Here is a 25,205-nt window from a genome sequence, read left to right as displayed (position 1 = left end):
GAATAGTCCCGCAGGGTGGGTGGGGTTCCCTGTCGCCATCTGGCGTCGCGCGTCTTCCCATGGCCGGGTCGCGGGACGCTCGATCGGGTTCGCAGACGGGATAGGGGCTCAGTTCCCGGGAAGCCATGCGGTCCGGGATGATGCGCGGCATTTCATCGCCGTGAAATGGCGGGCCCGGGCGGGCCTCAGAACTCCGCGTCGAGTTCGAGTTCCGTGATCCGGGGCTCCGGTTCGTCGAGCGCGGCGGCGATCCATTCGCGGAGGTCGGGCCAGGCCTCGATGGTGCGGGCATAGGCCTCGCAGGGTTCGTCGAGCGCCACGTGGTAGGTGCGGGCGCGCATGACGACGGGGGCGAACATGGCATCCGCGATGGTCGGGCGGTCGCCGAACAGCCAGGGGCCGCCCCATTGCGCCAGGCAGTCGCGCCAGAGGGTGAAGATGCGGTCGAGGTCGCCGCGGGCGGCGGACCAGACGGTGAAGCTCGGGATGCTGGCGCGGAGGTTGAACGGGAGGGAGGAGCGCAGCGCGTGGAAGCCGGCGTGCATTTCTCCGCTGATGGCGCGGCAGCGGGCGCGGGCGATGCGGTCCTCGGGCATCATGCGAGCCTCGGGGAAGCGTTCGTTGAGGTATTCGGCGATGGCGATCGTGTCCCAGAGCTCCGCGCCCTCATGCTCCAGGCAGGGCAGCAGGATGGAGGAGGCGTTGTTGAGCAGTTCCGCGCGGGTGGAGGGATCGTCCGGGGAGACGGTGATGGTGCGGAAGGCCAGGCCGGAGAGGCGGGCGATGAGGAAGCCGCGGAGCGACCAGGAGGAGTAGTTGCGGCTGGAAATGCGCAGGATGGCGGCCGGAGCGGCGGGCTTCACCGGGGGCTTGCGCGGCTTCGTCGCGGACATGGCGCTGACCTTCCTGCTTCGGGCAGAAGGCTAGCAGCGGCTTCGCGGTTGCGAAACGGGCCGGCGGTGGCACGATGGCGGCCGGACACACGAGGCCGCCGCATGATCTACCGGGCGTTGCAGGCAAGGCAGGACGCACTGGCGCCGCTGCGGGCCCATGCGAAGGGGATGGCGGGGTGGCTCGGCCCCTGGGCGGGGGCGCATCCGCTGTTCGACGGGGTGCGGGCCATGCGGGCGGCGGCGGAGGTTTTTGCCGGTTTCGCGGTGACGCAGGCGCGGCCGGATTTCGGGATCGCGCCGGTGCGCGTGGGCAACCAGGTGCTGGAGGTGGTGGAGGAAGTGGTGGCGGCGACGCCCTTCGCCTCCCTGATCCGGTTCAGGACGGAGGTGCAGACCCCCCTGCCCCGCGTGCTGGTGGTGGCGCCGATGAGCGGCCATTTCGCGACGCTGCTGCGCGGCACGGTGCAGGTGCTGCTGCAGGATCACGACGTCTACATCACGGATTGGCACAATGCGCGGGACGTGCCGCTGGCGGCCGGTCGCTTCGGGCTCGATGAGTTCATCGAGCATGTGATGCGGTTCCAGGAGGTGGTGGGCCCCGGCGGGCATGTGCTGGCGGTGTGCCAGCCCGTGGTGGCGGTGCTGTCGGCGGTGGCGCTGATGGCGGAGGACCGGAACCGGGCCTCGCCGCGGAGTGTGACGCTGATGGCGGGGCCGATCGACGCCAGGCAGAACCCGACCAAGGTGAATGACCTCGCCAGCGGGCAGGGCATCGAGTGGTTCGAGCGCAACCTGATCGCGGCCGTGCCGTGGCGGCACAGGGGGTCGGGGCGACGGGTGTATCCGGGGGCGTTGCAGCTCTCGGCCTTCATGCAGATGAACATGGACCGGCATCTGAAGGCGCATCAGGACCAGTTCTGGGCGCTGTTCGATGGCGATGTGGCGCGGGCGGCGCAGCACCGGCGCTTCTATGACGAGTACCTCGCGGTGATGGACCTGCCGGCGGAGTTCTTCCTGGAGACGGTGAAGACCGTGTTCCAGGACCATGCGCTGGCGCGGGGCGAGATGATGTGGCGCGGAAGGCGCGTACGCCCGGAGGCGATCAGGCGCACCGCCATCATGGCCGTGGAGGGGGAGAAGGACGACATCTGCGGCATCGGGCAGACGATGGCGGCGCTCGATCTGTGCCGCAGCGTGCCGGTGACGATGCGGCGGTACCATCTGCAGACCGGCGTCGGGCACTACGGCGTGTTCAGCGGGCGGCGCTTCGCCCAGGCGATCTACCCGCGGGTGCGGGAGATGATCCAGGCGAATGAGGGGTAGTGGCCTGGCCGCGGCGTGATGGCGCCGCCGCACCGCGGGGTCCTGCGCGGGCGATCACGGTTTCGTCATATTAGTGAAGTTCATTTTTAGAATCACACGCAAACGTGATCGGCTTAAATTAAGCGCGCACGCATGTCTTCGGCGGCGGTAAATTACGCGTTGACCGGAAACTATTGTCGCGTTAGTCACGCATGGCATCCGGCGCCGCGCTAAAATCAACTTCGTTGTGCCGCCGCGCATCGACGGATGCCTGCATCGCTTCGCCCGGATGGCACGCCTGGGCAGGCCCTCCAAAAACAATCACAATCCGGATTAGCATGGACACCGACATAGTCTCGCTCGGACTGGATGATATTGTCGTTGGTGCGCGGGTCAGGCGGCTTAATGACGCCTGGGTCGACCTTATTGCCGCGAGCATGCGCGAGCGTGGCCAGGACACGCCGGTCACGGTCGGCCCCGCTGATATGGATGGGCGGCACGCGCTTATAGCCGGGGCGCATCGGCTGGCCGCCGCGCGCAAGGCCGGGCTTCAGCGGATCAGCGCGATCGTGCGGGCTGAAACCGGCGCGGCGGCGGATCTGCTGGAGATCGATGAAAACCTCCTGCGCCACGAATTGACCCAGCTGGACCGTTCCGTATTCCTGGCGCGACGGCAGCAGATATGGGAGCGGCTTTATCCCGATACCGCGCATGGCAAGGCGCGGAAGGGCGCGGCCGGGCAAAAGACGACAGGCTTGTCGTTCATGCCGGAAACCTTCACGGCCGCCACCGCCCGGTCACTCGGGCTTGACCAGCGGTCGATCCAGCGCGCCATCGCGCGGGCCCGGATTGCGGAGGATGTGCGCGAGATGATTGCGCATCACCCCATCGCCAACAGCGGAGCCCAGCTGGATCAACTGGTTGCGCTGCCAGTCGCCGAGCAGCGTCGGGTCGCGCAGGCGCTGGCGCGCGCGGATAATCCCGCGCGCAACATCGCGGCAGCCCTGGCCGAAAGCCGTGCCGACACCGCGCCGCCGCCGGCCAATGACGCCAGGCAGATCTATATCTCCCTGGTCTCCGCCTAGGAAAAGGCGGGAAAAAAGGGCGATGCGGGGCGGGAGGCGCGGAAGCTGTTCCACGAATACCTGAAAGGCCTCGAACCCGATGATATTCGCATGGCTGCCAATCCGGCATTCCCGCCGCCGGGCCGCGGGGCGGCACCCCGCAGGGAAGCGTAGCCTTTGAATGACGGCTTGCAGGGCCGGGATTATCAGAATATACCGGATGGGCGCTTAATATACATCTGGATCGATAGCCCCGTTACCTGACTGCGGAGCGGGCCGGCGGCGCCGGAACGCGGTTAATCCAATTGACGGAGTGTTCGGTGATCGATGCAATGCGCCGGCTTCTCGGCGGAAAGAAATATGGCGTCATTACCGTCCCGGGCGATCCCTTCGTGCGCCCGGCGCGGGCCCGGCTCATCTGGGCCAATAACACGGCGCAGGCGGTGCAGAATCTCGGAATTGATGCCATGCTCGCCGCCAGCGTCCAGGGGCTGCCCATCAAGTTCGAATCCCGGAATGGCGTCACGTCCATGCGCCGGCTGATCGCGGAGCTGTATAATGTTCGCGCCGATTACGACGTGCGCGGGCTTTTCGAGGCGCCCGCCAAATTCGCGAAGATGCAGCCGGGGCAGTGGGCGCTGGACTATGACATCCCCAGGAACGTCTTCCCCTATTGCGGGCTGATGCATACCCGCCATCCCGTCGTCCTGGCCCGTGCGCTGAAGGCGGGCATCCCCTGCGTCTATGAGGATCATGACGAGGACCACAACAACGCTTTCAAGAAACTGCCCGAGCTGGTGCGGGAAAACCCGCATCTGCGCGTCGTCATCGCCATCACGGCATCCGTCCAGGAACGCCTGATCCAGTCCGGCATCCCGGCCGACCGGACCATGGTGCTGGACAGCGGGGTCAATTCCCAATCCTTCGAACGGCAGGCGGCCACGGCGGCATCGCTGCGGCAGAGCCTGCTGGCGCGGGGCGTGAACCGGATCGTCGTCTATACCGGGGGATTGCAGGTGGAACGCGGGCTCGACCACATCCTGGCCGCGGCCTCGGTCCTGACGGACTGCCTGTTCCTGATCTTCGGCGGCAACAATGGCGACCAGGCCTTCTGGCGGGCCAGGATCGTCGAACAGCAGCTGTCGAACATCATGGTGCCGGGCTACGTGCCGCAGAAGCACCTGTCCGCCTTCCAGCAGGCGGCCGACGTGCTGCTGCTGACGCGCCAGGCGGATGCGCGGGCGGCCATCACCTCCCCGCTCAAATTCTTCGAGTACCTGGCGGCGGGATCGCCGGTCGTCGCCGCGCGGCTGCCGGCGACGACGCGCGGGCAGGATGACGGCGCGGCACTCGATTTCTACGACCCCGCGGCGCCGGAAAGCCTGGTGGACACGTTGCGGCGGAGCTTCGCCTCCTTCGGGTGGAAGCCCGGCGGCTACGACAAGAACATCGACATCGCGCGGCAATTCACCTGGGAACAGCGGCAGCTGTCGCTGTTCCAGCGGCTCGTTTCCTGAGCGACGGGGACCATCGACCATGTCCGACGTGATGACCGAAACCCGGCCGGCCTCCCCCGTCACCTTCGACGAGACGGCGGCGCTGTACGACATCTGCTTCGTGCTGAACGTGAATTCCCGCGGCTGGATCCTGGAGAAGATCTGCCGGGTGATCGAGCGCGCGAGCGGGGCTGTCTGCTTCTACATGTTCTCGGAGACCAATGACCGGTTCTCCTATTCCCTGCCGCCGGCGCGGAACTACTTCTTCGCGCATTTCGCCCTGGCGGCGACGGCGCTGCGGAAGTACCCGGAAGCGCGCTCCGCCAACTGCTTCGTCTGGTACACCCACCCCGATCTTTCGAAGGGCGTCACCAAGGCGGAGCTGGCGGAACTCGCGGACAGCTGCACGGCGGTGTTCACGCCCTGCAGCCTGAACCGGGACACGCTGGTGGAATGGGGCGCCAAGGCGGGCAACATCTCCGTCCCGCTCGGCGGGGCCGATCCCGCCGATTTCCGCCCCAAGATCCGCGACGGCAAGGGCGCTGTCGGCTTCGTCGGCGCCTATTACGAACGCAAGCAGCCCGCGAAGATGCTGGCCCTCGCCCGCATGATGCCGGAACAATCCTTCATCCTGGTCGGCCCCCGGGCGGAGGATGTCGAGAACGCGTCGCTGCTGTGGCACAACTGGCGGCACTTCGCCGAATTCACCGCCCTGCCCAATGTCCGCTACGTCGAGGCCGCCTATGACGAATTCCCGCGCTGGTACGCGGAATTCGATGTGCTCTGCTCCGCTTCCTCGCTGGAAGGCGGGCCGATCCCGGCGATCGAGGCCATGATGTGCAATGTCGTGCCCGTCATCAGCGACACGGGCTTCGCGCGCGACATCATCGTCCACGGCTCCACCGGCCACATCTTCCCCGTGGATGCGACGCCGGAGGAGATCGTGCCGCTGATCCGCGCGGGACTGGCGGACACCACCACCGACATCGCGGCGGCGGCGGCGAATTTCTCCTGGGACTCCTTCGGCCGGCAGATCTGGTCGGAGATCCGCGGCGAGGTGGCGCTGGGCGAGACGATCGGCCTGGACAACATGGCCCGCGCCATCCGCTACCTCTCGCGCGGCTTCCACCTGCCGGAGAGCCGGGGGGTCTGGACCCGGGCACGCACGGCCGAACTCATGGTGCCGCTGAAGCGGGATGCCAGGCCGACCGTCCTCGAACTCTATGCCTGGGCGCCGCCCGAGGTGGGCGAGGCGGGGGCGCCGGTCTCCTTCTTCGTCAACGGCCACCAGGTCCACCAGCAGGTGGTGACGCCGCGCGCCGTCACGATCTCCCTGCCCATCGGCGCGCTGCCGCCGGGCGGGGCGCCGGGCACCCCTGGCGACGCGATCCGTGTCCTCATCCAGGCGGAGCGGCTCATCCTGCCCAGCGACCGGCCGGCAGGGTCGCGGGAACGGCGGAGCCTGGGCATCAAGCTCGGCTGGTTCAGGGCCCGCTGATCCGACCCGACACGGCGCCAACACCACCCCCCCGCCCGCCCCAACGCCACCCATCCGCCACCCGGTACCCACCACGCCGGGCATGGCGGCCTCGTGCCCCCTCGAAGGAGGAAGCCTCATGAAACGCGTGCTTCTGTTCGGCGCCTATGCGAACGGCAATCTCGGCGATGCGGAGCAGGCCGCATCGGTCGCGCGCCACATCAAGGCCCATGATCCCTCCATCGAGATCGTCGCCTGCTCCCATTCCACCGCCGATGGCGAATACTTCCCCGCGCCGGCGGAGATGGCGCGGAACATGACGGCGATCATGGACCCGGATTTCGTCAACAGCTTCGATGCGCTGGTGATCGGCGGCGGCGGGTTGCTGGCCAGCCGGCACAAGCCGCTGACGCGCCCCGGCTGGGCGGAATCGATCACCATCCCCGTGGCGATCCTGGGCGTGGGTGCCTCGCCGGAGGTCGCGGCGCTCTGCGCCGACATCCTCCGCAAGGCGGTCGTCGTCAGTGTCCGGGACGAATTCTCCCACCGCGCCGTGACCGCCTTCCGCGACGATGCCTTCATCATGCGCGACCCCATCCTGGCGGACCGCTCGATCAGCCGGCCGCATTCCAGCGCCAGGTCGACCGCGGATGGCCAGGTCTGCGTCATTCCGCGCAAGCTCGTCAGCCGGGCCGAACGGTCCTACGCGCAGCTGGCCGGGCTCATGCGGCCGGATGATTTCGTCTGCACCTTCTTCCCCGCGACCGACGAGGCATCCGGCGCGCTGGCGATCTTCGAGGCGCAGAAGGTGCGGCCCGCCGTGTCGATGCGCCAATTTGCCGCGGTCGCGGATGCGTCGGCGCTGATGGTCTCGGACCGCTACCACGGCTGCATCCTCGGCCTGAAGTCCGGCATCCCGACGCTGCCGGTCTTCGGCCACCGGCCGGATGAATCATCCAAGATCTTCAGCCTCTACCGCGACCTCGGCATCGCCGACCGGCTCTATGACGCCGATACGCCCCCGGCTTCGCGCGACGACCTGTTCCGCATCGCCGAGCGGGCGCTCGACATGGAGGACATCGCCGCGCGGCTGGAGGGCTGGGCCGCCGATTTCGATGCGCTGAGCCGGCGGGTCTGGCAGCAGCTGGGCCTGTAGGGCCTGCGGACACCCGGCCGGGGCGGGGCGGGTTGCGGCGGGCTTTCCAGGGAGCGGCTCAGCCCGGCCGGGTGATGTCCCGGGTGGATGAGGGGGTTGGGCAGAGTGGGCGTCAACCCTCGAGGCGGCGATACCGGCCATGCCCGAGAAAGGCCAGGAGCCCGGCATCACGCAGGCGCTGCAATTGCTGGCGCAGCTTGGGGCGGATGTGCTGGTTGCCGGGATGGCGGCGGCCGAACTCGGCCTCGAAGCCGTAGACCTCCGCGAGGGTGAATTCGGATCCAAGCCGTTCGACGCAGCGGAGGGTGTCGACGAGCCAGGTACGCGCGGCGAGGTCTCCCTCGACCAGCGCCGCACGCCGGACGGCGCCGACGACAACGGACCTGGGCGTCGCCACCCCGTCCCGGATCACGGCGATGCGGCCGGCATCCGGAATTCCAGCGATGCGGATATTGCAGCCGACCCAGCCCGCGCGCCGTGCAAGCGGGCCAAGCGGCGGCCTCTCCACGATCACATCGCGGGTGAGGAAGGAGGCCGGGACCACAAGCAGGTCCCGCACCGCCAGCTTCTCGGGGCAATACCGCAACAGCACCAGATGCGGCCCGCCGCCCCGTCGTTCCAACCGCTCGATCATGGTGGAAAACGCGCCGTCCGGGACGGTGGCGCCCAACGGCTTCCTGCCGCTCTTCAATTCGAAGCTCGCACCGCAGGCATGGCAGAAGAAATCATTGGCCTGCGCGTTGTTAGGGTGCTGCACCAGTGCCGCTTCACCGCAGGCAACGCAGTACATCGCCGTGGCGAACCAGCCTTCGGTCAGGCGGCGGGCGCGCTGGGCGCCGCTGCGGTAGCCGTCAGCCAGGGAGAGGTCGAAGCCCAGCTGCAATGCCTGCGTCCCCGTCCAGGATCAGCTGCCCGTCCGCGGCGGGTCGAGATACAGCGGGCTTTCCAGGTATCGCCGCAGCCAGTAGCGGGTGACGACGCCGATGGCGGCCGCCATGGGCACCGCCAGCAGCACGCCGAGGAAACCGAAGGCGACGCCGCCGGCGAAGAGGGCGAAGATCACCCAGACCGCATGCAGTTCGACGCGATCGCCGAGCAGGCGGGGGTAGATGATGTAGCCCTCCACGATCTGGCCGGTGATGAAGACCGCGGCGACCAGGCCGACGCCGTTCCAGGTGCCGAACTGCGCCATGGCCAGCAGGATCGCCGTGACGAAGCCGGTCAGGCTGCCGACATAGGGGATGAAGGACAGGATGCCCGCCATCAGCCCGACCGTCAGGCCGAGCTCGAGGCCCACCGCGCTCAGCCCCGTGGCGTAATAGACCGCGAGCAGGCCGCAGCAGAGCAGCTGGCCGCGCAGCCAGGCCGACAGCACGCGGTCCGTGTCGCGGGAGAGCTGGCGGAGCACGGCGGCGTTGCGGCGGGGCAGCCAGGATTCCAGGCGCGCCATCATCGCCTGCCAGTCGCGCAGCAGGTAGAAGCCGACGACCGGCGTCACCACCAGCAGGGTGAAGACGTTGAACAGCGCGACGCCGCCGCCGATCAGCCGCGCGACGGCGGTGCCGAGGAAGGTGATGATCTGCCCGGCCTGGCCGACGACGAGGTCGCGGAGCTGGGTGTCCACGACCTCCGGCCCCAAAGCCTCCTGCAGCCGTTCCAGGGCCTGGCGGACCAGGCTGCCGATGCCGGCGACATAGGCGGGCAGGCGCGTGACCAGCACGCCGATCTGCGCGACCAGCAGCGGATACAGCAGCAGCATCGCCAGCAGCGCGAAGGCCGTCAGGCCCGTGACCAGCAGGAAGGCGGCCAGGCCCCGGGGAAGGCCGAGCCGCGTCAGCTGGCGCGCCGGCGGGTCGAGGAAATAGGCGATGCAGGCGGCGAGGACGAAGGGCGTCAGGATCGCCGAGAAGAGCCAGAGGCTGAACAGCAGCACGACCGTGGTGCCGATGACCAGCGCCCAGCGTTCCGCCCGCGTCGCCATGCGCGCGCCGGGGGAAGCCGGCCAGGAAGCGGGGCGCGGGTCCGGCTTCGGCGCCGGGGGCGGCGCTGGCAGGGCGGGCGGCGTGGCGGGGGGCTTGCTGCCGCTCATGCACGGCCCCGCGCGGCCTGGGTGACGTAGGCGGCGCCGGAGGCGAAGGTGCTGGCGGCGACCAGCCAGATGAAGACATCGATGATGACGGAATCGCCCATGCCGTATCCCGCCAGAAGCAGGGCTCCGGCGGCCAGCGTTATCTGCAACGCGGTGTTCAGCTTGGAGACGAAGATCGGCCGGATGCGCGGCGGCTGGCCCAGTACATACAGCACCAGCACCCCCCCCACGATCAGCAGGTCCCGGAAGACGACGAGGATGGCGAGCCAGTCCGGCAGCACGCCGATGCCCGCCAGGGTCACATAGATGGAGACCAGCAGCGCCTTGTCCGCGACGGGGTCGAGGATGGCACCCAGCGTGGAACGGCTGTGGCGGATGCGGGCCAGCCAGCCATCGACGGCGTCCGAGACGCCGGCCGCGACGAAGACCCAGAAAGCGAGGTCGAGGCGGTGGTTCAGCACCAGCCACACCGCCCCCGGCACGGCGCAGAGCCGGGCGAAGGTGATGACGTTGGGCCAGGTGAAATAGGCGTCCTCCACCGCCGGGTTGATCCGGGGCGGCAGGGTGGCGGCTTCCGCCGGGGGGCCGGCCTTGTCGGCCGGCGGGCGGTCAACGGCCTCCGGCAAGGCTGAGGCGCCATCCCTCGCCGGGTCGCGCATCGATCGGGCCGGGGGCGAGGGCGATGCCGCTCTGCGCCAGTTCGGCCGCGGCTTCCGGCGGCTGGGTGCGCAGGCCGAGGCGCAGCCGCGCCCTTTCGCCGGTCAGGCTCACCACCTCGAAGCGCGCGACGGGGGAGGCGGCGCCGAGGCGGCGGGTGATCTCCACCCATTCGGGGAAGGAGCGGTAGATGGCCACGGCCTCCACCGTCGAGACGGGCGGGCCGCCGACGCCAGGCGCCTGGCTGGTCGCGCCTGGGGTGGCCGGGCCGGTGGCGGGGCCCCCGGGGGTGCTGAAGAGGGTCCCCGGCGCGCCGATGGCACCCGGGTTGCGGCCGCCCATGGCGGCGACGCGGCCGGGGTTGAAGTTCACCGTGAGGCGCGCGGTGTAGCCGCGCTGGGTGATGCGTTCGGATTCGATGACGAGGGACTGGACCAGGCCCTCGATCTGCGCGTCCGGGATGCCGCGGGGCAGGCCGAGGGCGGCGGCCATCCGCTCATAGGCCGCGCGCTGGCCGGCATTCAGGGCGCGGTCGCGGGCGATGACGGCGGTTTCGGCCGTGGCCTCCGCCGGGACGCCGCGCTGGACCAGGGGGTTTTCGTCAGGCGTCGCCTGGGCAAAGGCGGGTGCGGGCATGGCGAAGGGCGCCGCGAAGGCCATGGCGGCGCCCAGCATGATCGCCCCGATTGCCGTATGGGGCCGAAAATGGTTTTTTCCGCCCCACTGGCTGCGCCGCTCGCTGACCGGCATATCGCCATCCCTACCGTTGCAGGCATTTCTGCCTGTGTGCCGAATACCCGATCGGGGGCCGCCATGACCAGCCTGACCTACCGCGACGCCGGAGTGGACATCGAAGCCGGCGATGCGCTGGTGGACGCCATCAAGCCCTTGGCCCGCAGCACCGACCGGCCCGGAACGATGGGCGGGCTCGGCGGTTTCGGGGCGCTGTTCGACCTGAAGGCGGCGGGGTTCAAGGACCCGGTGCTGGTGAGTTCCACCGACGGGGTCGGCACCAAGCTCAAGCTCGCGATCGACAGCGGCATCCATGGCTTCGTCGGCCAGGACCTGGTGGCGATGTGCGTGAACGACCTGGTGGTGCAGGGGGCGGAGCCGCTGTTCTTCCTGGATTATTTCGCGACCGGCAAGCTGGATGTGGCGCAGGCCTCCGCGGTGGTGGGTGGCATCGCGGAGGGTTGCCGCATCGCGGGCTGCGCGCTGGTGGGGGGTGAGACGGCGGAGATGCCGGGCCTCTACAAGGGCGGCGACTATGATTTGGCGGGCTTCACGGTGGGGGCGGCGGAACGCGATGCGCTGCTGCCGAAGCCGGATGTCGGGCCGGGCGACGTGCTGCTGGGGCTCGCCAGTTCGGGGGTGCATTCCAACGGCTATTCGCTGGTGCGGCGGATCCTGGAGGGGACGAACCTGACCCTCGCCTCCCCTGCCCCGTTTGCCGCCGGCCAGAGCGTGGCGGAGGCGCTGCTGGCGCCGACGCGCATCTATGTGAAGCCGGTGCTGGCGCTGCACAAGGCGGGGAGGCTGAAGGCGGCGGCGCACATCACCGGCGGCGGGCTGCCGGGCAACCTGCCCCGCGTGCTGCCGGCCGGCGTGGTCGCGGTGCTGGATGGCCGTGCCTGGGCCGTGCCGCCCGTCTTCGCCTGGCTGGCGCGCGCCGGCGGCGTGGCGGCGGAGGAGATGCTGCGGGTCTTCAATTGCGGGCTCGGCATGGTGCTGGTGGTGGCGGCGGAGGACGCGGATGCCGCGACGGCGATGCTGACGGAGGCCGGCGAGACGGTGTTCCGGATCGGCGCGCTGGAGGCGGCCGAGGGCGCGGCTTCCGTGCGGATCGACAACCTCGGCGAGGGCTGGCCCGCTTGACCAGGCGGGTTCCGACCGCGGTCCTGATCTCCGGCCGCGGCAGCAACATGGCGGCGCTGCTGGAGGCGGCGGCGGACCCCGCCTACCCCGCGCGGATCGCGCTGGTGCTGGCCAACAAGGCGGATGCCGGCGGGCTGGACCGGGCGCGGGCGGCGGGCATCCCGACCGCGGTGGTGGAAAGCAGGGCCTTCAAGGGGGACCGGGCGGAGTTCGAGGTGGCGATGGAGGCCGAACTGGCCCGCCACGGGGTCGAACTGGTGGCGCTGGCGGGCTTCATGCGGGTGCTGACGGAGGGCTTCGTCGATCGCTGGCGGGACCGGCTGATCAACATCCACCCTTCCCTGCTGCCGAGTTTTCGCGGGCTCGATACCCATGCCCGGGCGATCGCGGCCGGTGTCAGGCTGCATGGCTGCACCGTCCACCTGGTGCGCAACGGGGTGGATGAGGGCCCCATCCTGGCGCAGGCCGCCGTGCCGGTGCTGGCGGGGGACACGGAAGCGACGCTCGCCGCGCGGGTGCTGGCGCAGGAACACCGCATCTACCCGGCCGCTCTGGCCTGGCTCGCCGCCGGGCGGGTTCGCGTGGAGGGCGAATTGGCGCTTGTCGAGGCGCCTGGCGCCGATTCCGCCCTGGCGAACCCCTTGCCCGGCTGGGCCGCGCTTTCTACAAGGGGCGCCGAAGGCTGATGCTCAACGAGGACACCCATGGCTGACCACGCCCCCGCGACGTATGAACTGGTCGAGGTGAAGTCCGAAGACATCATGGCGGAGCGGACCTCCTTCTATGACGGCTTCATGAAGGGCACGACCTGGGGCGTGGGTCTGACCGTCGGCATCCTCGTGCTGATGGCGATCTTCATCGTCTGAGGGACCGGCGCTGGGCGACCGGGCGGCGCCCGCCGCCGAACGAGACTGACGAAGGCGTCGGGCCCCGAGGGGCCGCGGCGCCTTTTTCATGTCCGGGGGTTTCATGTCCGGGGGGCGGATGACGGGCGGGCGGCCGGGGACGCGATGGAGGCGGGGTGCGATGGAGAGCGGCATCACGGGCTGGCACGCCCATGTCTACTACGACCCCGCGACGACGCGGGAAGAGGCCGCGGTGCTGCGGGAGGCGATCGGCGCGCAATTCCCGGATGCGGTGCTGGGGCGGTGGCATGACCGGCCGGTGGGGCCGCATCCCTCCGCCATGTACCAGGTGGCCTTCGGGGTGGCGCTGTTTCCCGCGCTCGCGCCCTTCCTGGCGCTGAACCGCCGGGGGCTGACCGTGCTGCTGCACCCGGAGACGGGGCGGCAGCGCGCGGATCACACGGCGCACGCGCTGTGGATGGGGGCGGTGCTGCCGCTGGATATCGGCGTGTTGCCGGAATAGGCCCCCCTCCCCCGCCGGGGGGAGAGGGTTGCGGGATCAGCCTTCGCGCTGGTCCCGATCGTGGTCCCGGTCGCGCATGTCGGACTGGTTGTCGTCCTGGTCCATGCCGTTGCCGCGGTCGTCCATGCCCCGGTCGCCCATGCCCCGGTCGCCCATGCCCCGGTCGCCCATGCCACGGTCGCCCATGCCACGGTCGCCCATGCCACGGTCGCCCATGTTACGGTCGGCATGGCCGTTGCCGTATTGGGGCGCGTTGATCTGCTGGGCCATGCCGGAATCGTCGCGGCGCATGGCGAGGTCCGGCTGGTCGCTATTGCCGTCCCCGCCGCCTTCCTGTTCCGGGCCGTTCTGGTAGCGGCGCTGCTGGTGCTGGGGCGGGCCGCCCTGTGCCTGGGCCGCCTGGCTCATCGCATTCAGGATGCGGAAGTAATGCTCGGCGTGCTGGAAGTAGCTTTCCGCCATGACGCGGTCGCTGGCGCTGGTCGCGTCGCGGCCGAGCTGGAGATACTTCTCGAACAGCTGCTGGGCGGTGCCGCGCAGGCGCATGTCCGGGCCGTTGCTGTCGAAGACGTGGTTGCGGTTCATCGGCTGGTGACCGCCGCCACCGCCCCCCCCGCCACCACCGCCGCCGCCGCCACCGCCGCCGCCCTGGCGGTACGGACCACCGCCGCCGCCGCCACCTCCGCCCCCGTGGCGGTTGCCGCCGCGGCCGCGCATGCGCTTCATGTTCATTGGTATGGCGTTCGCCGTCTCGCAATCGCGCCGCCGTGCGGGAAGGCCCCGACCGGGAACGCGGCATCTTCGGGTTGCGTCATCGCGGCCCACGGGCTGGCGGGAACCGGGCCTGTGCCCCTGGCGCCCCATGGCCCGGCCGCTTCTGCCGGCGGTGCCGGGACGCGCAAAGGCTTCCCGGGCCGCGGGGTCAACCTAGTGCGCCAGCGCCGGGCCGACAAACGGTTTTTTCGCGAAGTCGCCTTTCCCGAGGACCAGCGCGCGGTCGATCCCGCCGAGGTCGGCGTGGCATCCCGCAGGTTCCAGCCCGGCGGCGCGCGCCAGGGCTTCCACCGCCGGGCGCTGGCCCTGGCCGAGTTCCAGCACCGCGACTCCGCCAGGCGCCAGCAGCGCGGGCAGCGCGGCGGTGATGGCGCGGTAGGCGTCGAGCCCATCCGCCCCGCCATCGAGCGCCAGCGCGGGCTCATGCCGGGCGACATCGGGCATGAGGCCGGCGATGGCGTCGTGCTCGATGTAGGGGGGGTTCGACAGCACCAGGTCGAAGGCCGAATCGAGCGCGGCGGCCCAGTCCCCGGCCAGGAAGGCGGCGCGGTCGGCCAGGCCGTTGTCCCGGGCGTTGCGGGCGGCAAGCGCCGCGGCTTCGGGCGCGCGGTCCAGGCCGATGCCGAAGGCCGCGGGGCGTTCGGAGAGCACCGCCAGCAGCAGGGCGCCGGTGCCGGTGCCGAGGTCCAGCACGCGGATCGGGCGCCGCGGGTCCGGGAAGGCCTCCAGCGCCGCTTCCACCAGGGATTCCGAATCGGGGCGGGGGATGAGGGTGGCGGGGGAGACGGCGAGGTCGAGGGTCCAGAAGCCCTGGCGGCCGAGGATATGGGCGATGGGGGTGTGGTCGAGGCGGGCCTTCAGGGCGGTCCCGAAGCGGACGGCGGCCTCGGCGGGAACCTCGGCACGGGGGTCGCGGAGGAGGGCGTCCTGGGTGGTGCCGAGGGCATGGGCGAGGAGGAGGCGGGCCTCGTAGCGGGGCTGGTCGATGGCGGCGGCGCGCAGGACCTGGCCGGCCTGGCAGAGGTAGGCGCCGATGGTGCTGCCGGGGGGGCAGGTCATCGCGGGTGATGTGGGGAAGGCTCCGGCCACCCCCCCCCCCCCCCCCCCCCGGGGGGAGACCCCCCTGGACCATCTGCAATTGATGACGGTCCAGGGCCGGTTCGGCCCTGGCGGGGGGTGCGGGGGGCAGAGCCCCCCCGCCATGCGCCCTCATTCGGCCTCGGCCGCCAGCCGCGCCGCCTCATCCTCCGCCGTCAGCGCCCCGATGATGTCGTCGAACTCCCCCAGCATCACCCGGTCGATCTTGTGCAGCGTCAGCCCGATCCGGTGGTCCGTCACCCGCCCCTGCGGGAAGTTGTAGGTCCGGATGCGTTCGCTGCGATCACCGGTGCCGACCTGGGACTTCCGGTCCGCGGCGCGGGCGCTGTCCAGGCGGTTGCGCTGCGCGTCATAGATGCGGGCGCGCAGCACCTTCATCGCCTTGGCGCGGTTCTTGTGCTGGCTCCGCTCCTCCTGCATCGCCACCACCGTCCCGGTCGGGATGTGGGTGATGCGGACGGCGCTGTCGGTCTTGTTGACGTGCTGGCCGCCGGCGCCGCTGGCGCGATAGGTGTCGATGCGCAGGTCGCTCTCATTGATCTGCACATCCACCTCCTCGGCCTCCGCCATCACGGCGACGGTGACGGTGGAGGTGTGGATGCGGCCCTGGGACTCGGTCGCGGGCACGCGCTGCACGCGGTGGACGCCGGATTCGAACTTCAGCTGGGCGAAGACGCCGCGGCCCTCGACCGTGGCGGTCGCGCCCTTCACGCCACCCAGCTCGCCCTCGTCATATTCCAGCACCTCGAACCGCCAGCCCTGGGTGGCGGCGTAGCGCTGGTAGGCGCCGAAGAGCTCGGCGGCGAACAGCGCGGCCTCATCGCCGCCGGCGGCGGGGCGGATTTCGAGGATGGCGTTGCCCTGGTCCGCGGCGTCGCGCGGCAGGAGCATGAGGCGGATTTCGCGTTCCAGCACCGGCAGGCGATCGCGCAGTGCGAAATACTCGGGCTCCGCGAGTTCGCGGAGTTCGGGGTCGGCCAGCATGGCCTCGGCCTCGTCCCGGCCACGCTCGGTGGCGCGGTATTCCTGCACCTTCTCGACCAGGGGTTCGAGGTCCGAGAGTTCCTTGGACAGGGCACCGACCTGGGCGCCATCCGCGGTGTTCAGCGCATGGCGGATTTCGTCGGCGCGCGACAGCAGGCGGTCGAGTTTCTGGGGAAGGCTCATCCGCCCTAAGCTTCCGGGGCTCGCAGCCTGGCCACGGCCTCCGCCGGCGGGATGCGGTCCTGGGTGCCGGCATCGAGGTCGCGGAGCTGGACGATGCCCTGGGCCACCTCATCCTCGCCGAGGATCAGGGCGGCGCGGGCGCCGATCTTGTTGGCGCGTTCCATGCGGCGCTTGAGGTTGCCCTTGTAGGCGATCTCGGCCGTGACGCCGGCCTGGCGAAGCTGCTGCGTCAGCGCGATGGCGGCGGGTTCCTGCGCCTCGCTCACCGGGATCACGGCGACGGGGCGGGGGGCGGCGGGGGTCTGCGCCAGCAGCATCGACAGGCGTTCGACACCAGCGGCCCAGCCGACGGAGGGGGTGGCGGGGCCGCCCATCTCCTCGACCAGGCCATCATAGCGGCCGCCGGCCATGACGGTGCCCTGGGCGCCGAGGCGGTCGGTCACGAATTCGAACGCCGTGTGGCTGTAGTAGTCGAGGCCGCGGACGATGCGCGGGTTCTCCCGCGTCGGCACGCCCAGCGTCTCCAGGTGCTTGAGCACGGCGGCGAAGAAGGCGGCGGCGGCAGGGGTGAGGTAGGGCTGGATGGTAGGGGCGGTGGCGACGATCCTGCGGTCGCCCTCATCCTTGCTGTCCAGGATGCGCATCGGGTTCTTCTCGAGCCGGATGCGGCTGTCATCGGACAGGCTGTCCTTGTGCGCGGTGAAGTGGGCAACCAGCGCCGTGCGGTAGGCGTCGCGGCTTTCGGCATCGCCCAGCGTGTTGATCTCCAGCACCACGCCATCGCTGATGCCGAGGTCCTGGAGGATGTTCCAGCCGGCGGCGATGACTTCAGCATCGGCCAATGGCTCGGCGGCGCCGAGGATTTCCGCGCCGATCTGGTGGAACTGGCGGTAGCGGCCCTTCTGCGGGCGTTCGTAGCGGAACATCGGCCCGGCGTAGAAGACCTTGCGGGGCAGGTTGGACTGCGTCAGGCCGTTGGAGACCAGGGCGCGGCAGACGCCGGCGGTGTTCTCCGGCCGCAGCGTGATGGAATCGCCGCCGCGGTCGGTGAAGGAATACATTTCCTTGGAGACGACGTCGGAGGTCTCGCCGAGGGAGCGGGCAAAGACGCGCGTGTCCTCGAAGATGGGCGTGGACCATTCCTCAAAGCCGTAAAGCCCCGTGATCCGGCGCGCGGCGGTGATGACGTGGTGATGGCGGCGGTGGTCTTCGCCGATCAGGTCACGGGTGCCGCGGACGGGCTGGAGGGGGGTGCTGGCCATGATGGGCGTATCGCGCCTGTGGCGCGCAGGGGCAAGAGGCGCGGTGGCTCAGGGGGCGATGAGTCGGAGGCTCGGGAAGTTGGTGGCGTAGCGGCGGGGATCGCGCGTCAGCAGGGCCAGGTCGTCATGCGCGGCATGGGCGCCGATGAAGAAATCCGGCAGCACGCCGGAACGGGGGCCACCGCGGCGGCGATAGTCGCGAAAGACCTTACCAGCCAGGAAGAGGGCGCCGGGCGGGGTGGGGCGGCTTTCGAGGCCAAGCGCTTCGACGAATGCCAGGCAGTCCTCGATGCGGTCGTAGCCGATCGAGAGTTCGGCGAAGATGACATCGTTGATGAGAAGCGGGCCACGCAGCGCCGCGGCTTCCAGCATGCGCTGCGACCAGTCGGCCCAATGACCATCCTGCCCGGTCAGGTCGAGCAGGATGTTGGTATCAACCAGCGTCACCCCAGTCCTCGCCGCGCGTGAGTTTCATGATCTCCGCGGTGGTCAGCGCATTGCGCCCCGGGGGGCGTCCCGGGGCTGCGGCGCGGAGACGGGCGAAGCGGGAGGGGACGGCGGCAGTGCCGGGGGTATCGGCCCGCCGCAGCGTGACACGGCCATCGGCTTCGAGCGCGAAGGCGACGTGGCTGCCGGGCGTGAGGCCTAGATGGTCGCGGAGCGGCTTCGGCACCGTGACCTGGCCCTTCACGGTGACGGGCATGGGGGGGAGTATTACCTCGGTTTCCATGGGGTATTACTAGCGGGCAGGAGGGGGTGCGGCCAAGCGGGAAGTGGCGGGCCCGGGGTCAGGCATCCGTGTCCGGGGGGAGGATGACGCGTAGCTGGGCGATCAGGTCAGGCACATCCTCGGTCACGGTGACCCAGACGACCTTCAGCGCGACGCCGCCATAGTCATGGATCAGCTTGTTGCGCATGCCGATGATGACCGACCACGGGATATGAGCGTGGCGAGAGCGGAAGGCAGGTGAGGTCCGGGAAGCGGCCTCGCCGACGATGGTGAGGCAATGCGTGATGGCGCCCTGGTGCAGCTTGCTGGCCCGGAAGCGGGTTTCGTCCAGGTCTTCAGCATGGCTGAGAGCCTGCATGGCCCAGACCAGCATGTCAGCGACGCGCTTCAGGTCGCGCCCGTCGCCATCCTCCGTCATGCCGCGAAAAATGGCTGCGCATCGGCCAGCATGGCGCGGCGCTTGAACGGGTTCGGGCTTTCGGCCAGCGCCTCGAACTCCACGACATCCACGCGGCGGCCAACAACCTGCGCAACAGCGTCCTCGAACCCGAGCAGCGTGGCGAAGCTCCGCCGGACCTCCGGACCGAACTCCACCAGCAAATCCACGTCGCTCCGCGCCGGGTCGAAGTCGTCGCCCCTCGCCGCCGATCCGAAGACCTCCAGCCGGGTCACGCCGAAGCGGCGGCAGAGGGCCGCGATGGCGTCCTGGTGGCGGAGGATCTCGGGGTGCACGGGTTACTCGGCGGCCTGGGCCTCGGCGGCGGCGGCCACCTCGGCGGCCTTCGCGGCCTTCATGGCCTCGGCACGGGCTTCGACCAGGCTGACGATGTGCTCCACCATCTCCTCGGTCTTCACGGTGTGGCTGGTCTTGCCCATGCCGTAGACCATGTGCGTGCCGGCGCCGCCGCCGGTCAGGCCGATATCGGTCATCAGCGCCTCACCGGGCCCGTTCACGACGCAGCCGATGATGCTGAGGCTGATGGGCTGGTCGATATGGGCGAGCCGGTCCTCCAGCTTCTCCACCGTGCGGATCACGTCGAAGCCCTGGCGGGCGCAGGAGGGGCAGGAGATGACCTTCACGCCGCGGTGGCGGATGTGGAGCGACTTCAGGAGTTCCCAGCCGACCGAGACCTCCTCCTCCGGCTCCGCGGAGAGGGAGACGCGGACGGTGTCGCCGATCCCGGCCCAGAGGAGGGAGCCCAGGCCGATGGCGGATTTCACCGTGCCGGCGCGGCGGCCGCCGGCCTCCGTGATGCCGATATGGAGGGGGTGGTCGCAGGCCTCCGCCAGTTGCTGGTAGGCGGCGACGGCCAGGAAGACGTCGGACGCCTTCACGCTGATCTTGAAGTTGTCGAATCCCTCCTGGAGGAGGTGGTCGGCGTGCCAGAGCGCGCTTTCCACCAGCGCCTCCGGGTTGGGCTCCCCGTATTTCTCCAGCAGGTGCTTTTCCAGGCTGCCGGCGTTGACGCCGATGCGGATGGAGCAGCCATGGTCGCGGGCGGCCTTCACGACCTCCTTCACCCGGTCCTTGCTGCCGATATTGCCGGGGTTGATGCGAAGGCAGGCGGCGCCGGCTTCCGCGGCCTCGATCGCGCGGCGGTAGTGGAAGTGGATGTCGGCGACGATGGGGACGTTGACCTCCCGCACGATCTCCTTGAGGGCGGCGGTGCCTTCCTCGGTGGGGACGGAGACGCGGACGATGTCGACGCCGGCGAGTTCGCAGCGGCGGATCTGTTCGATCGTCGCCTTGGCGTCCTCGGTGGGCGTGTTGGTCATGGTCTGGACGGTGATGGGGCTGTCGCCGCCGACCGGGACCTTGCCTACATGGATCAGCCGCGACTTGCGGCGGGCGATCTGCTGGTAGGGGCGATAGGCCATGCTGCGTCCGTGGTCCCTGGTTCCTCGGCCCCAAGCATAGGGTGCCGGGGCCGGGTATCACAGGGGGAAGGCGCGAACCCGCTAGTTGGTTCGAATGGTGGCCGGCGGCGGGGTGTTGCTGGCGGTGGCCGGGACCAGGCGCTGGCGCAGGCGATCGGGGTCCAGCACCACGTTGCGCCGCACCCCGCTGATGCCGTCCAGCGCCGGGGAGAGCGTGTTCTCCACCACGATCTCCAGCGCATCGGCGCGGCCGGTATCCAGCAGCAACCCGTCCCGCGCCGGCACGGGCCAGTGTTCGCCCGCGCGCAGCACGCGGTTCAGCAGGACCTGGCCGCTGCGGGGGTCCCTCACCTGCAGCCAGACGCCGTTGTCCCCGCTGTTGGCGCGGGCGCGCAGCGCGACCCTGGTGCCTTCCGGCAGCCCGGCGATGAGGGGCGGCGGCGGGGCGGGTGCCGGGGCCGCCATGGGCGGCGGCGGGGGAACGGTGGCGGCCTGGGCGGCGGTCCCCGGCGCGTTGACGCCACCGGGCGGCGGCAGGGCGGAAAGCGGCAGCGCGCCCTCCCCCCGGTTGGCATTGGCGCCGGGCAGTTGGCTGCGGCCCTGGTCGGCGGCGGCTTCCAGCCGCGGCGGCACGGGGGGCACGACATCCACGGTGCGGTTGCCGCCGCCGGTCCAGTTGAACCAGGCGACATAGGCGCCGATGACGATCACCGCGCCGATGCCGATCACGCCGCCAGCCGGCATCCCGCGTTCGGGCACGGGCTCCGGGAAGACCAGGTTGGTCTTGCGCGTGACGGCGGCGCCGGAGAGGTCGCGGAAGCGGCGCACCATCTCGTCGGCGTCGAGGCCGAGCGCGTGCGCATAGGTGCGCACGAATCCGACGGCATAGGCGGCACCGGGGAGGTCCGCGATGCGGCCTTCCTCCAGCGCTTCCAGATAGGGGCGGCGGATGCGCAGCCGCACCGCCATCTCCTCCACCGACAGGCCGAGGGCCAGGCGGGAGTCGCGGAGTTCCTCACCGACCCGCGCGGCCTCTGCGCCGGTGGAGTCTGCCTTTCGGGGGATGCGCTTCAGGTCGTAGGGCACGGCGTGGAGAACTAGCGCGCTGCCTGCTGCGCCGCAAACCGAATCATGCGAAGCGCGGCGCGCGACATGTCAGGCCGCCTGGCGCGCCGCGAGGGCGGCGGCGGCCTGCCAGACCAGTTCCTGCACGATCTCCGCCGCCGGCTGTTCCTTCGTGACCATGCCGACGCTCTGCCCGGCCATCAGCGACCCGTTCTCGACATCGCCATCGACGACCGCGCGGCGCAGCGCGCCGGCCCAGTAATGCTCGATGTCGAGCTGGGCGGCGGCCTTCTCGACCTCACCGGCCAGGAAGCGGCGAATCGTTTCGGCCTGATGCTCGAGGAAGCGTTTCGTGCCGCCATTCTGCAAGGCACGGACGGGAATCACGGGAAAACGTTCATCGAGCTGCACGGTCGGCAGCGCATCCCGCGCGGCGCCGCGGATGAAGGCGCGCTTGAAGTTGGGATGGGCGATCGATTCGGTGGCGCAGACGAATCGGGTGCCGAGCTGCGCGCCGGCGGCGCCCATCTCCAGATAGGAGAGAATCGCCTCACCCCGCCCGATGCCGCCGGCGACGAAGACGGGGACATCGCGGATGAAGGGCAGGATCTCCTGCGCCAGCACCGTCAGCGACACGGGGCCGATGTGGCCGCCGGCTTCCGCACCCTCGATCACCAGCGCATCGGCGCCGGAGCGGATGAGCTTCTTGGCGAGTGCCAGGGCCGGCGCGAAGCAGACGACCTTGGCGCCGCCATCCTTCGCCGCCTTGATGGCGGAGCCGGGCGGAATGCCGCCGGCGAAGACGATGTGGCCGACCTTGTGGTCGAGGCAGGTCTGGACCAGCTGGTCCAGCCTGGGATGCATGGTGATGAGGTTCACGCCGAAGGGCTTGTTCGTCAGGGCCTGGGTGCCCTGGATTTCCTGGGCCAGGCGGTCCGGCTCCATCGCGCCACAGGCAATGACGCCGAAGGCGCCGGCGTTCGACAGCGCGGCGACCAGGTTGCGCTCGCTCACCCAGGACATGGCGCCGCCCATGATGGCGTAGCGCGTGCCGAAGAAGGCGGCGCCGCGCGCCATCAGCGCATCGATGCGGGCGAGGGCCTCGGCGGGCGGAGCCTGGGGGGGGAGCGCGTCCATGGTGTTCCTTCAGCCTTCGCCGCGCCGGGCCGGTTCCGGCCCGTCCAGCCCATAGGCCGTGTGCAGGGCGCGCACCGCAAGCTCCGTGTAGTCGGCGGGGATCAGGACGCTCACCTTGATCTCGCTGGTGGAGATCACCTGGATGTTGATCCCCTTCTCCGACAGCGTCTTGAACATGGTGGTGGCGACGCCGGCATGGGTGCGCATGCCGATGCCGACGACGCTGATCTTGGCGACATCGGGGTCGGCGATCATCGCCTCGAACCCGATCGTCGCCTGCTCCTTCTCCAGCAGGTCACGGGCGCGGGGCAGATCCGTGCGGCCGAGGGTGAAGGTCATGTCCGTGCTGCCATCGGCGCCGACATTCTGGACGATCATGTCCACATTGACGTTGGCGGCCGAGAGCGGGCCGAAGACGGAGGCGGCGACGCCGGGCCGGTCCGGCACGCGGCGAAGGGTGACCTTCGCCTCGTCACGGGAATAGGCGATGCCGGACACGATGGGCTGTTCCACGATTTCGTCCTCGTCAACCACCAGGCTGCCTGGCTTGTCCTCGAAGCTGGAGAGAACCTGGACCCGCACGCGCTGCTTCATGGCCAGTTCCACGGAGCGCGTCTGCAATACCTTGGCCCCGACCGAGGCCAGTTCCAGCATCTCCTCATAGGAAATGCGGTCGAGCTTGCGGGCCCGGGGCACGATGCGGGGGTCGGTCGTGTAGACGCCGTCCACATCGGTGTAGATGTCGCAGCGATCCGCCTTCACGGCGGCGGCGATGGCGACGGCCGAGAGGTCGGAGCCCCCGCGGCCGAGCGTGGTGACGCGGTTGCGCTCCGGCTCCAGCCCCTGGAAGCCGGCGATGACGGGGACCTGGCCGGATTGCATGCGTTCGATCAGCAGCGACCCGTCGATGCTCTCGACGCGCGCCTTGCCATGGGCCTGGTCGGTCAGGATGGGGATCTGCCAGCCCTGCCAGGACCGGGCCTCGACGCCGATGGTCTGCAGCGCGATGGCGAGCAGGCCGATCGTGACCTGTTCGCCGGTGGCCACCACCACATCGTATTCGCGGGCGTCATGGAGCGGCGAGAGGTCCTGGCACCACTTCACCAGCTGGTTGGTCGTGCCGGACATGGCGGAGACGACGACGGCGACCTCGTTCCCGGCATCGACCTCCCGCTTCACGCGGTTGGCGACGTTGCGGATGCGGTCGAGATCGGCGACGGAGGTGCCGCCGAACTTCATCACGATGCGGGCCATGGCCGGGTCCGGGCTACCGTTCAAATGGGGTCGGGGGGAGGATCGGGCGGGTGGACCCGTTGCGCCCCGCCGGGGGGCGGACAGATAACGGGGGGCGGGCCGGCGGGCAACCTCGCCTGGATAACCAGCGGTTCAATTGGGGGCGGCAATGGCGGGCACGGCGGTCGAGGCGGAAATCCGGAAATTCGGTGCGCTGGCGGATCGCTGGTGGGACCCGGCGGGGCCGATGAAGCCGCTGCACCGGATGAATCCGCTGCGGACGGGCTGGATCGCGGAGCGGATCGCGCGCGCCCATGGGCGGACGGGGCGGGACCTGTCGGGGCTGACCCTGCTGGATGTGGGCTGCGGGGCGGGCCTGGCCTCCGAGGCTTTTTCCCGCTTCGGCGCCCGGGTGACGGGGGTCGATGCGGCGGCCGATGCGCTGGCGGCGGCGCGGGCCCATGCGGCGGCCGGGGGGCTGGAGATCGAGTACCGGGAGGGGGGGCCGGAAGACCTGCTGGCGGAAGGTGCCCGCTTCGACGCGGTGGTGGCGCTGGAAGTGGTGGAGCATGTCGAGGAACGCGCGGCCTTCTACGCCGCGCTGGCCGGCCTGGCGGCGGGGCCGGTGTTCCTGTCCACGCTGAACCGCACGGTGCGGTCCTTCCTGATGGCCAAGCTCGGCGCGGAATACCTGCTGCGGCTGCTGCCGATCGGCACCCATGACTGGAAGATGTTCGTGACCCCCGGCGAGCTGGGCGCGGGGCTGAAGCGCGCGGGGCTGCGGGTGACGGATATCGCGGGGATGACGATGGACCCGCTGACCGGGGGGTGGCGGGAGAGCCGGGACCTGGGGGTGAACTACCTGGTGATGGCGGGGCGGTAGGCCGGGTCAGCCGGGGGGTGGGGCGGCGCGGGTGATGCGGCGGGCGGCGTGGAGGATGCGGAGGAGCTGCACCTCCTCCGCCGTGGTGCGATAGAGGATCACATACGGGGCCTCGGTCAGGCGGCGGACACCGGGGCCGAGTCGGGGAAGTCGTTCCCCGGCATCGGGATGGTTGGCCAGCAGGCGTACCCGATCGATCAGTCGGTCCACCAGCGGCCCGGCACTGGCGGGGCGGTGATCCGCCACATAGGCACGTGTATCGACCAGGTCGGCAATCGCCGCCGGGAAGAAGCGGAGTCGCAACACCTAGCGGGGCCGCAGCGTCGCGCCGTTCAGGACGTGGTCCCTCAGATTGCCGAGGTCCACCTCGACAGGCTCGCCACTGGCGAGCGCCGCCTCATAGGCCTGCTTCAGCCAGGCCTCGTCGTCATCGGCCAGGCTGGCTTCGGCGACTTCCAACTGGTGCAGGGCTTCCCGAAGCACGGCGTCGGCGGAGGGGAAGCGGCCGCTGGCCACTTTCGCCTCGATGATCGCGATCAGGTCGGGGGAGAGGGTGATGGTCATCCTGGGCCTCCTCTCCCCCCATAACACGCCAGCACCG

At 70.1% G+C, this 25,205-nt stretch carries 29 protein-coding genes; 10 read left to right on the top strand and 19 right to left on the bottom strand.

Going from position 1 to position 25,205, the window contains the following annotated elements; translation table 11 throughout:
* Positions 1–185: 185 nt before the first annotated feature.
* Positions 186–893: a glutathione S-transferase gene (locus ACTIE5_RS12310; RefSeq protein ID WP_439549999.1), complete on the bottom strand. Its 708-nt coding sequence runs from the start codon at positions 891–893 to the stop codon at positions 186–188.
* Between the two features lie 102 nt (positions 894–995).
* On the opposite strand from ACTIE5_RS12310, the gene ACTIE5_RS12305 reads away from it, so the two are divergent.
* From ACTIE5_RS12305 to ACTIE5_RS12285, 5 genes are all read left to right on the top strand, one after another.
* Complete coding sequence (locus ACTIE5_RS12305; RefSeq protein WP_439549998.1) at positions 996–2,216, top strand: polyhydroxyalkanoate depolymerase; 1,221 nt, start codon at positions 996–998, stop codon at positions 2,214–2,216.
* Between the two features lie 317 nt (positions 2,217–2,533).
* The gene (locus ACTIE5_RS12300) at positions 2,534–3,280 is read left to right on the top strand and encodes a ParB/RepB/Spo0J family partition protein (protein WP_439549997.1); all 747 of its coding nucleotides are present in this window, start codon (positions 2,534–2,536) and stop codon (positions 3,278–3,280) included.
* 299 nt (positions 3,281–3,579) lie between these two features.
* Positions 3,580–4,776 carry a glycosyltransferase gene (locus ACTIE5_RS12295; protein ID WP_439549996.1) on the top strand — a complete coding sequence of 399 codons (1,197 nt, stop codon included), beginning with the start codon at positions 3,580–3,582 and terminating at the stop codon, positions 4,774–4,776.
* Positions 4,777–4,795: 19 nt separating this feature from the next.
* Positions 4,796–6,253 carry a glycosyltransferase gene (locus ACTIE5_RS12290; protein ID WP_439549995.1) on the top strand — a complete coding sequence of 486 codons (1,458 nt, stop codon included), beginning with the start codon at positions 4,796–4,798 and terminating at the stop codon, positions 6,251–6,253.
* 118 nt (positions 6,254–6,371) lie between these two features.
* Complete coding sequence (locus ACTIE5_RS12285) at positions 6,372–7,388, top strand: polysaccharide pyruvyl transferase family protein (RefSeq protein WP_439549994.1); 1,017 nt, start codon at positions 6,372–6,374, stop codon at positions 7,386–7,388.
* Positions 7,389–7,500: 112 nt separating this feature from the next.
* Here ACTIE5_RS12285 and ACTIE5_RS12280 read toward each other — a convergent pair whose 3' ends face one another.
* The 4 genes from ACTIE5_RS12280 to ACTIE5_RS12265 are packed head-to-tail and all read right to left on the bottom strand — an operon-like array spanning position 7,501 to position 10,809.
* Positions 7,501–8,271, bottom strand: a complete 771-nt coding sequence (locus ACTIE5_RS12280; RefSeq protein WP_439549993.1) for a DpnI domain-containing protein — start codon at positions 8,269–8,271, stop codon at positions 7,501–7,503.
* Positions 8,272–8,292: 21 nt separating this feature from the next.
* On the bottom strand, positions 8,293–9,477 hold the full coding sequence (locus ACTIE5_RS12275) for an AI-2E family transporter (RefSeq protein ID WP_439549992.1): 1,185 nt from the start codon (positions 9,475–9,477) through the stop codon (positions 8,293–8,295).
* A complete protein-coding gene (locus ACTIE5_RS12270; protein WP_439549991.1) occupies positions 9,474–10,103 on the bottom strand; it encodes a CDP-alcohol phosphatidyltransferase family protein in 630 nt (209 codons plus the stop codon). Before ACTIE5_RS12270 ends, ACTIE5_RS12275 begins: the two co-directional genes overlap by 4 nt.
* Positions 10,087–10,809 (bottom strand): hypothetical protein, encoded by a 723-nt coding sequence (locus ACTIE5_RS12265; RefSeq protein ID WP_439549990.1) that lies wholly within the window; start codon positions 10,807–10,809, stop codon positions 10,087–10,089. The genes ACTIE5_RS12270 and ACTIE5_RS12265 overlap by 17 nt, the downstream gene beginning before the upstream one ends.
* A 138-nt stretch (positions 10,810–10,947) precedes the next feature.
* Between ACTIE5_RS12265 and purM the strand changes: the two genes are divergently transcribed.
* The 4 genes from purM (at position 10,948) to ACTIE5_RS12245 (ending at position 13,377) form a co-directional block, all read left to right on the top strand.
* A complete protein-coding gene (purM, locus tag ACTIE5_RS12260) occupies positions 10,948–12,009 on the top strand; it encodes a phosphoribosylformylglycinamidine cyclo-ligase (RefSeq protein ID WP_439549989.1) in 1,062 nt (353 codons plus the stop codon).
* Positions 12,006–12,695 (top strand): phosphoribosylglycinamide formyltransferase, encoded by a 690-nt coding sequence (purN, locus tag ACTIE5_RS12255; RefSeq protein WP_439549988.1) that lies wholly within the window; start codon positions 12,006–12,008, stop codon positions 12,693–12,695. Before purM ends, purN begins: the two co-directional genes overlap by 4 nt.
* A gap of 18 nt (positions 12,696–12,713) precedes the next feature.
* Positions 12,714–12,875, top strand: a complete 162-nt coding sequence (locus ACTIE5_RS12250) for an aa3-type cytochrome c oxidase subunit IV (protein WP_439549987.1) — start codon at positions 12,714–12,716, stop codon at positions 12,873–12,875.
* A 160-nt stretch (positions 12,876–13,035) separates the two neighbouring features.
* Positions 13,036–13,377 (top strand): DOPA 4,5-dioxygenase family protein, encoded by a 342-nt coding sequence (locus ACTIE5_RS12245; protein ID WP_439549986.1) that lies wholly within the window; start codon positions 13,036–13,038, stop codon positions 13,375–13,377.
* A 36-nt stretch (positions 13,378–13,413) separates the two neighbouring features.
* Here the strand turns inward: ACTIE5_RS12245 and ACTIE5_RS12240 are convergent, their stop codons facing one another.
* From ACTIE5_RS12240 to ACTIE5_RS12185, 12 genes are all read right to left on the bottom strand, one after another.
* Complete coding sequence (locus ACTIE5_RS12240) at positions 13,414–14,094, bottom strand: DUF4167 domain-containing protein (RefSeq protein ID WP_439549985.1); 681 nt, start codon at positions 14,092–14,094, stop codon at positions 13,414–13,416.
* A 210-nt stretch (positions 14,095–14,304) separates the two neighbouring features.
* Positions 14,305–15,210 (bottom strand): peptide chain release factor N(5)-glutamine methyltransferase, encoded by a 906-nt coding sequence (gene prmC, locus ACTIE5_RS12235; protein ID WP_439549984.1) that lies wholly within the window; start codon positions 15,208–15,210, stop codon positions 14,305–14,307.
* A 150-nt stretch (positions 15,211–15,360) separates the two neighbouring features.
* A complete protein-coding gene (gene prfA / locus ACTIE5_RS12230) occupies positions 15,361–16,416 on the bottom strand; it encodes a peptide chain release factor 1 (RefSeq protein WP_439549983.1) in 1,056 nt (351 codons plus the stop codon).
* A gap of 5 nt (positions 16,417–16,421) precedes the next feature.
* Positions 16,422–17,678, bottom strand: a complete 1,257-nt coding sequence (gene hisS, locus ACTIE5_RS12225) for a histidine--tRNA ligase (protein WP_439549982.1) — start codon at positions 17,676–17,678, stop codon at positions 16,422–16,424.
* 48 nt (positions 17,679–17,726) lie between these two features.
* Complete coding sequence (locus tag ACTIE5_RS12220; protein ID WP_439549981.1) at positions 17,727–18,125, bottom strand: type II toxin-antitoxin system VapC family toxin; 399 nt, start codon at positions 18,123–18,125, stop codon at positions 17,727–17,729.
* Positions 18,112–18,381 carry an AbrB/MazE/SpoVT family DNA-binding domain-containing protein gene (locus tag ACTIE5_RS12215; RefSeq protein ID WP_439549980.1) on the bottom strand — a complete coding sequence of 90 codons (270 nt, stop codon included), beginning with the start codon at positions 18,379–18,381 and terminating at the stop codon, positions 18,112–18,114. The genes ACTIE5_RS12220 and ACTIE5_RS12215 overlap by 14 nt, the downstream gene beginning before the upstream one ends.
* A gap of 85 nt (positions 18,382–18,466) precedes the next feature.
* Positions 18,467–18,826 carry a HepT-like ribonuclease domain-containing protein gene (locus tag ACTIE5_RS12210; RefSeq protein ID WP_439549979.1) on the bottom strand — a complete coding sequence of 120 codons (360 nt, stop codon included), beginning with the start codon at positions 18,824–18,826 and terminating at the stop codon, positions 18,467–18,469.
* Positions 18,823–19,140, bottom strand: a complete 318-nt coding sequence (locus ACTIE5_RS12205; RefSeq protein WP_439549978.1) for a nucleotidyltransferase family protein — start codon at positions 19,138–19,140, stop codon at positions 18,823–18,825. Before ACTIE5_RS12205 ends, ACTIE5_RS12210 begins: the two co-directional genes overlap by 4 nt.
* A gap of 3 nt (positions 19,141–19,143) precedes the next feature.
* The gene (gene ispG / locus ACTIE5_RS12200; RefSeq protein WP_439549977.1) at positions 19,144–20,286 is read right to left on the bottom strand and encodes a flavodoxin-dependent (E)-4-hydroxy-3-methylbut-2-enyl-diphosphate synthase; all 1,143 of its coding nucleotides are present in this window, start codon (positions 20,284–20,286) and stop codon (positions 19,144–19,146) included.
* Between the two features lie 81 nt (positions 20,287–20,367).
* Entirely contained in the window at positions 20,368–21,372 is a 1,005-nt protein-coding gene (locus ACTIE5_RS12195; RefSeq protein ID WP_439549976.1) for a helix-turn-helix domain-containing protein, read from the bottom strand.
* 69 nt (positions 21,373–21,441) lie between these two features.
* On the bottom strand, positions 21,442–22,488 hold the full coding sequence (locus ACTIE5_RS12190; RefSeq protein WP_439549975.1) for an NAD(P)H-dependent flavin oxidoreductase: 1,047 nt from the start codon (positions 22,486–22,488) through the stop codon (positions 21,442–21,444).
* A 9-nt stretch (positions 22,489–22,497) separates the two neighbouring features.
* Positions 22,498–23,742 (bottom strand): aspartate kinase, encoded by a 1,245-nt coding sequence (locus ACTIE5_RS12185; protein WP_439549974.1) that lies wholly within the window; start codon positions 23,740–23,742, stop codon positions 22,498–22,500.
* A 148-nt stretch (positions 23,743–23,890) separates the two neighbouring features.
* Here ACTIE5_RS12185 and ubiG point away from each other — a divergent pair, with 148 nt between their 5' ends.
* A complete protein-coding gene (ubiG, locus tag ACTIE5_RS12180) occupies positions 23,891–24,604 on the top strand; it encodes a bifunctional 2-polyprenyl-6-hydroxyphenol methylase/3-demethylubiquinol 3-O-methyltransferase UbiG (protein ID WP_439549973.1) in 714 nt (237 codons plus the stop codon).
* A 6-nt stretch (positions 24,605–24,610) separates the two neighbouring features.
* On the opposite strand, the gene ACTIE5_RS12175 is transcribed toward ubiG, so the two are convergent.
* Both ACTIE5_RS12175 and ACTIE5_RS12170 read right to left on the bottom strand, forming a co-directional pair.
* A complete protein-coding gene (locus ACTIE5_RS12175) occupies positions 24,611–24,910 on the bottom strand; it encodes a type II toxin-antitoxin system RelE/ParE family toxin (protein ID WP_439549972.1) in 300 nt (99 codons plus the stop codon).
* The gene (locus ACTIE5_RS12170; protein ID WP_439549971.1) at positions 24,911–25,168 is read right to left on the bottom strand and encodes a ribbon-helix-helix domain-containing protein; all 258 of its coding nucleotides are present in this window, start codon (positions 25,166–25,168) and stop codon (positions 24,911–24,913) included.
* Positions 25,169–25,205 lie beyond the last annotated feature (37 nt).

The organism is Falsiroseomonas sp. (genome assembly GCF_051859025.1).
Taxonomy (GTDB): domain Bacteria; phylum Pseudomonadota; class Alphaproteobacteria; order Acetobacterales; family Acetobacteraceae; genus Falsiroseomonas.
The sequence above is the reverse complement of the archived record's forward strand: the minus strand, read 5'-3'. Positions and strand labels throughout refer to the sequence as shown.

What these genes read in the sequence shown, in the direction of transcription:
- ACTIE5_RS12310 (WP_439549999.1), bottom strand. Translation starts at nt 893, where the DNA reads ATGTCCGCGACGAAGCCGCGCAAGCCCCCGGTGAAGCCCGCCGCTCCG.
- ACTIE5_RS12305 (WP_439549998.1), top strand. Translation starts at nt 996, where the DNA reads ATGATCTACCGGGCGTTGCAGGCAAGGCAGGACGCACTGGCGCCGCTG.
- ACTIE5_RS12300 (WP_439549997.1), top strand. Translation starts at nt 2,534, where the DNA reads ATGGACACCGACATAGTCTCGCTCGGACTGGATGATATTGTCGTTGGT.
- ACTIE5_RS12290 (WP_439549995.1), top strand. Translation starts at nt 4,796, where the DNA reads ATGTCCGACGTGATGACCGAAACCCGGCCGGCCTCCCCCGTCACCTTC.
- ACTIE5_RS12285 (WP_439549994.1), top strand. Translation starts at nt 6,372, where the DNA reads ATGAAACGCGTGCTTCTGTTCGGCGCCTATGCGAACGGCAATCTCGGC.
- ACTIE5_RS12275 (WP_439549992.1), bottom strand. Translation starts at nt 9,477, where the DNA reads ATGAGCGGCAGCAAGCCCCCCGCCACGCCGCCCGCCCTGCCAGCGCCG.
- ACTIE5_RS12265 (WP_439549990.1), bottom strand. Translation starts at nt 10,809, where the DNA reads ATGCTGGGCGCCGCCATGGCCTTCGCGGCGCCCTTCGCCATGCCCGCA.
- purM (WP_439549989.1), top strand. Translation starts at nt 10,948, where the DNA reads ATGACCAGCCTGACCTACCGCGACGCCGGAGTGGACATCGAAGCCGGC.
- ACTIE5_RS12250 (WP_439549987.1), top strand. Translation starts at nt 12,714, where the DNA reads ATGGCTGACCACGCCCCCGCGACGTATGAACTGGTCGAGGTGAAGTCC.
- ACTIE5_RS12245 (WP_439549986.1), top strand. Translation starts at nt 13,036, where the DNA reads ATGGAGAGCGGCATCACGGGCTGGCACGCCCATGTCTACTACGACCCC.
- ACTIE5_RS12240 (WP_439549985.1), bottom strand. Translation starts at nt 14,094, where the DNA reads ATGCGCGGCCGCGGCGGCAACCGCCACGGGGGCGGAGGTGGCGGCGGC.
- prmC (WP_439549984.1), bottom strand. Translation starts at nt 15,210, where the DNA reads ATGACCTGCCCCCCCGGCAGCACCATCGGCGCCTACCTCTGCCAGGCC.
- prfA (WP_439549983.1), bottom strand. Translation starts at nt 16,416, where the DNA reads ATGAGCCTTCCCCAGAAACTCGACCGCCTGCTGTCGCGCGCCGACGAA.
- hisS (WP_439549982.1), bottom strand. Translation starts at nt 17,678, where the DNA reads ATGGCCAGCACCCCCCTCCAGCCCGTCCGCGGCACCCGTGACCTGATC.
- ACTIE5_RS12215 (WP_439549980.1), bottom strand. Translation starts at nt 18,381, where the DNA reads ATGCCCGTCACCGTGAAGGGCCAGGTCACGGTGCCGAAGCCGCTCCGC.
- ACTIE5_RS12210 (WP_439549979.1), bottom strand. Translation starts at nt 18,826, where the DNA reads ATGACGGAGGATGGCGACGGGCGCGACCTGAAGCGCGTCGCTGACATG.
- ispG (WP_439549977.1), bottom strand. Translation starts at nt 20,286, where the DNA reads ATGGCCTATCGCCCCTACCAGCAGATCGCCCGCCGCAAGTCGCGGCTG.
- ACTIE5_RS12190 (WP_439549975.1), bottom strand. Translation starts at nt 22,488, where the DNA reads ATGGACGCGCTCCCCCCCCAGGCTCCGCCCGCCGAGGCCCTCGCCCGC.
- ACTIE5_RS12185 (WP_439549974.1), bottom strand. Translation starts at nt 23,742, where the DNA reads ATGGCCCGCATCGTGATGAAGTTCGGCGGCACCTCCGTCGCCGATCTC.
- ubiG (WP_439549973.1), top strand. Translation starts at nt 23,891, where the DNA reads ATGGCGGGCACGGCGGTCGAGGCGGAAATCCGGAAATTCGGTGCGCTG.
- ACTIE5_RS12170 (WP_439549971.1), bottom strand. Translation starts at nt 25,168, where the DNA reads ATGACCATCACCCTCTCCCCCGACCTGATCGCGATCATCGAGGCGAAA.